Source organism: Pseudomonas sp. P5_A12 (assembly GCF_056400685.1).
In genome coordinates this window covers 1-5,973 of the sequence record NZ_JBFUKU010000313.1, presented here as the reverse complement: position 1 = coordinate 5,973, position 5,973 = coordinate 1, and the positions used below count along the sequence as shown (strand labels likewise).

The window sequence follows — 5,973 nt, the reverse complement described above, 5'->3', positions numbered from 1 at the left end:
CGCGCCACTCCCCGGATGAACACCTCCACTCAGCCTCCCGAGGGGGCGGGTGGATCAAGATCAAGAGCTGCAGGCGAGCTAACGCTCGGCCTGATGAGTGGTAAAGGGCAGCGGGTGTACGCCGATTCATTGTGGGAGCTAGCCTGCTAGCGATGGCGGCCTGACAGCCGACCAATTTCTTGCTGATGTACAAAATTCCCTGTGGGGGCGAGCCTGCTCGCGAAGGCACTGTTTAATGGTCAGCAAAAATTTCAGAACCTTCCCACGATGTTTTCAGGTTGCCCGTCAGACGTGGCATCTCTAGCCTTTTGCCTGTCGCTGACACATTCAGCGATCGGGCTTCGCGGCCCTATGAACTGATGCATAATCGCCGCGCTTTGCAACAGCACTTTCGGGTGTCTGTCGTTTTGTGTCATGGCGGCTGTGCGTGGGATACCTTCGGGTATGCCGATTCTCAGTTCTCGGTCCGCGAACCCGCGTACAGCTGCCACCCTTTCATTGCATCGCGGCAATTAGGGTGGCGCCATATCAATGAACTGAGGTGTCACCATGTTCAAACCAACACCCAATCCCCCCGTCCGCAAACCCAGCACGATGTACATGATCGTCCCGGAAATGGATACGGAAAGCCTTTTGGCCCATTCCTGTGAGTCACTGGCTTCGGTGAGTGTCCTGGCCAGCGATTTTGCGGCGCGCCTGCATGGGCCGGACCGGCATGCGGCGATGGCGATTCAGCAGTTGGTCATGCTGGCCGAATTGGCGGTGAATCGGGCGCTGGATAATGTTGATCCGGCATAACTGTCAGACCGAGTGATCGCTCTTCGCGAGCAGGCGCTCTCCCACAGGTGAACTGTGAGCGACGCAGATCCAATGCAGGAGCGAGCCTGCTCGCGAAAGCGTCAGTTCAGGCGCCTGTAATCCCCAGGATATCCCCGATCCCCCCGAGTCCCTGTAAACTGCGCCTCTTTACCCGACGCACAGGGAGCTCAAATGCCTGGTTCGATCCTTTATATCCACGGTTTCAACAGCGCGCCTGCGTCGAAAAAGGCCATGCAGTTGATGCAAGTGATGGACCGTCTGGGCTTGAGCGATCAGTTGCGTGTGCCCGCCTTGCATCACCACCCGCGCGAGGCCATCGCTCAACTGGAGCAGGCGATTAAAGAGCTACAACGGCCACTGCTGGTCGGCAGCTCACTCGGCGGCTACTATGCGACTCACTTGGCCGAGCGCCATGGCCTGAAGGCTTTGCTGATCAACCCGGCCGTCAGTCCGCACCGGATGTTCGACGGGTTCCTGGGAACGCAGAAAAACCTGTATACCGATGAGGCATGGGAATTGACCCACGACCACGTGACGGCCCTGGCCGGGCTGGAAGTGCCGGCGCCCCAAGACCCGCAGCGGTATCAGGTATGGTTGCAGACCGGCGATGAAACGCTGGACTATCGCCAGGCCCAGCAGTATTACCGGGCGTGTGCCTTGCGTATCCAGGCTGGCGGCGACCATAGTTTCCAGGGTTTTGCCGCGCAACTGCCGGCAATGCTGAGCTTTGCCGGTATCGGCGCAGATTTGTATCAGGCGATTGATTTCACAACACTGTGAACCCTTGCCACTTTTTTCACTGAAGACTTTGACGACGAGACCCCATGGCCACTCCCAGCGCTAGCTCTTATAACGCAGACGCCATCGAAGTCCTCTCGGGCCTCGACCCGGTGCGCAAACGCCCCGGCATGTACACCGACACCAGTCGGCCGAACCACCTCGCCCAGGAAGTCATCGACAACAGCGTCGACGAAGCCTTGGCCGGGCATGCGACATCGGTGCAGGTCATCCTGCACGCCGACCACTCCCTGGAAGTCAGCGATGACGGCCGTGGCATGCCGGTGGACATTCACCCGGAAGAGGGCGTTTCCGGGGTCGAGCTGATCCTCACCAAGCTTCATGCGGGTGGCAAGTTTTCCAACAAGAACTACCAGTTCTCCGGCGGTCTGCACGGGGTGGGTATTTCGGTGGTCAACGCCCTGTCGACCGAAGTCCGGGTGCGCGTCAAGCGTGACGGCAACGAATACCAGATGACCTTCGCCGACGGTTACAAAAAAACCGAGCTGGAAGTGATCGGCACCGTCGGTAAGCGCAACACCGGTACCAGCGTGTTCTTCGCCCCGGACCCGAAATACTTCGACTCACCGAAATTCTCCATCAGCCGCCTCAAGCACGTGCTCAAGGCCAAGGCTGTGCTGTGCCCGGGGTTGCTGGTCAGTTTTGAAGACAAGGCCACTGGTGAAAAAGTCGAGTGGCATTACGAAGACGGCCTGCGCTCCTATCTGGTAGACGCTGTCAGCGAATTCGAACGCCTGCCGGACGAGCCGTTCTGCGGCAGCCTGGCCGGTAATAAAGAAGCAGTCGATTGGGCGCTGCTGTGGCTGCCGGAAGGTGGCGACGCGGTTCAGGAAAGCTACGTCAACCTGATCCCGACCGCCCAGGGCGGTACCCACGTCAACGGTTTACGCCAGGGCTTGCTCGATGCCATGCGCGAGTTCTGCGAATTCCGCAGCCTGCTGCCGCGTGGCGTGAAGCTGGCGCCGGAAGACGTCTGGGAACGCATCGCCTTCGTGCTGTCGATGAAGATGCAGGAACCGCAATTCTCCGGCCAGACCAAAGAACGTCTGTCGTCCCGTGAAGCGGCGGCGTTTGTTTCCGGTGTGGTCAAGGACGCTTTCAGCCTGTGGCTCAATGCCAACCCGGAAACCGGCATGTTGCTGGCGGAGCTGGCGATCAACAACGCCGGTCGTCGCCTCAAGGCGAGCAAGAAAGTCGAGCGTAAGCGCATCACCGCCGGGCCGGCGCTGCCGGGCAAGCTCGCTGACTGCGCCGGGCAGGACCCGATGCGCTCCGAGCTGTTTCTGGTGGAAGGTGATTCCGCCGGCGGTTCCGCCAAGCAAGCGCGGGACAAGGAGTTTCAGGCGATCTTGCCGTTGCGCGGCAAGATTCTGAACACTTGGGAAGTCGACGGCAGCGAAGTGCTGGCCAGCCAGGAAGTGCATAACATTGCCGTGGCCATCGGTGTCGATCCGGGCTCGGCGGACATCGCCCAGCTGCGTTACGGCAAGATCTGCATCCTCGCCGACGCCGACTCCGACGGTCTGCACATCGCCACTTTGTTGTGCGCGTTGTTCGTCCAGCATTTCCGCCCGTTGGTGGATGCCGGTCACGTTTATGTCGCGATGCCGCCGCTGTACCGCATCGACTTGGGCAAAGAGATTTACTACGCCCTGGACGAAGCCGAGCGCGATGGCATTCTGGATCGTCTGGTCGCCGAGAAAAAGCGCGGCAAGCCGCAGGTCACACGATTCAAAGGTCTGGGTGAAATGAACCCGCCACAGCTGCGCGAAACCACCATGGACCCGAACACTCGGCGTCTGGTGCAGTTGACCCTGGACGATTTCGAAGCGACGTCGGAAATGATGGACATGCTGCTGGCGAAGAAACGCGCCGGTGACCGCAAATCCTGGCTGGAATCCAAGGGCAACCTGGCCGAGGTTCTTGGTTGATGCGGCTTGGCTTTGCCCTGGCGTGTTGTTTACTTCTGACTCCGGTTTCGGCGTTTGCTGAACCGGCACCGGAATTGCGCGTGGTAGCCGAACATCCCGTTGACGGCATGCGCGGCGGCAATCTGTCGGGACTTGCCCAGTGCGGCAAGGACCTGTGGGCGGTGTCCGATCGCGACGACGATCAAATCTACCGCCTCGATACCCGCGACATGGTCTGGCAGGCCGAAGCCGTGGGCATCGGTGTGCCTGCGGTGCCGGGCAGTGGTTTGCCTTGGGGTTTGCGTTCGCGTGCCTGGTTGGCGTCGTTCGTGCGTGGCGGCGATCTGGATTTCGAAGCCATTACCTGCGACAACGCCGGTAATCGCTACATTGTCAGCGAAGCCCATGCGGCGGTCCTGCAAGTCCCGCTGACGGGGCCGGCGACCTGGCTGAAAATCTCGCCGATGCTGGTTCGCGAAGCACGGGCCAGTGGCATGTTGTTGCAATTCAATGCGCTGTTTGAGGGCCTGGCAATCAATCCGGCGGGTGATCAGATGTGGTTCGCGGCCGAGCGTCAAAGCCGAGGATTGTTGACGATCAAGCGCAAACAAACGGTGTGGGACTGCGACGGTGGCTGTGTGTTGCTGAGCGAAGCGGGCATGGAAATGCAGCCACCGCAATTCCCCAAGGCCAAACCTGAATCCCGGGATTTTTCCGACGTGTCGTTGTTCAACGGCAAATTGTTCACCCTTGAGCGCAACGCCTATCAGATTTGTCGCCGTGATCCGCAGACGGCCAAGGTCGAACGCTGCTGGTCGTATGCGGCCGAACTGTTGCAGGAAAACCGTCGTTATCCTCAGAACTACGGGCTCGAAGAAGCATTGATCGTGGATGCTGACGGCGCGTGGATCGGTGTCGATAACAACAACGGCGCCCGCACCGATGGTGAAAGTCGCCCGGTTGTCTGGCGCTTCGCTGCGCCGGAAGGTGGCTGGAGCGCCAAGCCGTGAGCCAGCAAACGCCGGGTAAACGCGCCGGTCGGGTCATGCTGATATTGGCCTGGTGCGCCGCGCTGTTTCTGGCGACACGGTTTTTCGGGCAGTGGGAGGCGCGGCAGCAGAACCCGAATGTGGAGATCAGCTCCGAGCAGGGCGAAGGGTTTATCGAAGTGAAACTGGTCAGCAACCGCCAGGGGCATTTTGTCGCCAGCGGTGCTATCAACGGCCACCCGGTGGATTTCATGCTCGATACCGGAGCAACGGATGTGTCAATTCCGGCCAGTGTGGCTGAGGGGTTGAAACTGGAGCAAGGTTTCGGGGTGACCCTGAGCACGGCCAATGGTCTGAGCGAGGGCTATCGAACCCGCATCGACCGGCTGCAACTGGGTGACATTGTGTTGCGTGATGTTCGCGCGCTGGTTGCACCAGGCCTGGAAGGCAAACAGGTGCTGCTCGGCATGAGCGCACTGAACAAACTTGAATTTACCCAGCGCGGTGGCACCATGCTGCTGCGCCAGACAACGAACCGATGAGGCCCGCATGAGCGACTCCCTTGATCTCAGCCTGGACGGTGTAGAACGCCGGTCACTGGCTGACTTCACCGAAAATGCCTACCTCAACTATTCCATGTACGTGATCATGGACCGTGCCTTGCCGCATATCGGCGACGGCCTGAAACCGGTACAGCGACGCATCATCTATGCGATGAGCGAGTTGGGGCTGGACGCCGACTCCAAGCACAAGAAATCGGCGCGTACCGTCGGTGACGTGCTCGGTAAATTCCACCCGCACGGCGACTCGGCCTGCTACGAAGCCATGGTCCTGATGGCCCAGCCTTTCAGCTACCGCTACACGCTGGTCGACGGGCAGGGTAACTGGGGTGCGCCGGATGATCCCAAGTCGTTCGCCGCCATGCGTTACACCGAAGCGCGGCTGTCGCGTTATTCCGAAGTGCTGCTCAGCGAATTGGGGCAGGGCACGGCGGACTGGGGTCCGAACTTCGACGGTACGCTCGACGAGCCGCTGGTGTTGCCGGCACGCTTGCCGAACATCCTGCTCAATGGCACCACCGGCATCGCCGTGGGCATGGCCACCGACGTGCCGCCGCATAACCTGCGCGAAGTCGCGACGGCCTGCGTGCGTTTGCTCGATGAACCCAAAGCCACGGTCGAGCAGCTATGTGAACACATCCAGGGCCCGGATTACCCGACCGAAGCGGAAATCATCACCCCGCGTGCCGATCTGCTGAAAATGTACGAGACCGGCAAGGGCTCGGTGCGCATGCGCGCCGTATACCACATTGAAGATGGCGACATCATTGTCACCGCACTACCGCACCAGGTGTCCGGTGCCAAGGTGCTGGAACAGATCGCGGCAATGATGCAGGCCAAGCCGTCCAAGGCGCCGCAAATCGCTGACCTGCGCGATGAATCCGACCACGAAAACCC

General features: G+C 60.3%; 5 protein-coding genes and 1 pseudogene. All 6 read left to right on the top strand.

The genetic code is table 11. The features are described from left to right. Positions 1-579: 579 nt before the first annotated feature. Positions 580-798 (top strand): annotated as a pseudogene (locus tag AC1DSG_RS26415) (DUF6124 family protein); the annotation flags it as partial. A gap of 192 nt (positions 799-990) precedes the next feature. Continuing rightward, a complete protein-coding gene (locus AC1DSG_RS26410; RefSeq protein ID WP_477793520.1) occupies positions 991-1,599 on the top strand; it encodes a YqiA/YcfP family alpha/beta fold hydrolase in 609 nt (202 codons plus the stop codon). A gap of 44 nt (positions 1,600-1,643) precedes the next feature. After that, positions 1,644-3,548, top strand: a complete 1,905-nt coding sequence (gene parE / locus AC1DSG_RS26405; RefSeq protein ID WP_223520119.1) for a DNA topoisomerase IV subunit B — start codon at positions 1,644-1,646, stop codon at positions 3,546-3,548. Then, the gene (locus AC1DSG_RS26400; protein ID WP_477793519.1) at positions 3,548-4,537 is read left to right on the top strand and encodes an esterase-like activity of phytase family protein; all 990 of its coding nucleotides are present in this window, start codon (positions 3,548-3,550) and stop codon (positions 4,535-4,537) included. The genes parE and AC1DSG_RS26400 overlap by 1 nt, the downstream gene beginning before the upstream one ends. Next, positions 4,534-5,058: a retropepsin-like aspartic protease family protein gene (locus AC1DSG_RS26395; protein ID WP_477793518.1), complete on the top strand. Its 525-nt coding sequence runs from the start codon at positions 4,534-4,536 to the stop codon at positions 5,056-5,058. The genes AC1DSG_RS26400 and AC1DSG_RS26395 overlap by 4 nt, the downstream gene beginning before the upstream one ends. 7 nt (positions 5,059-5,065) lie before the next feature. Further along, on the top strand, positions 5,066-5,973 hold a 908-nt coding region (locus AC1DSG_RS26390; RefSeq protein WP_477793517.1), incomplete at its 3' end, for a DNA gyrase subunit A.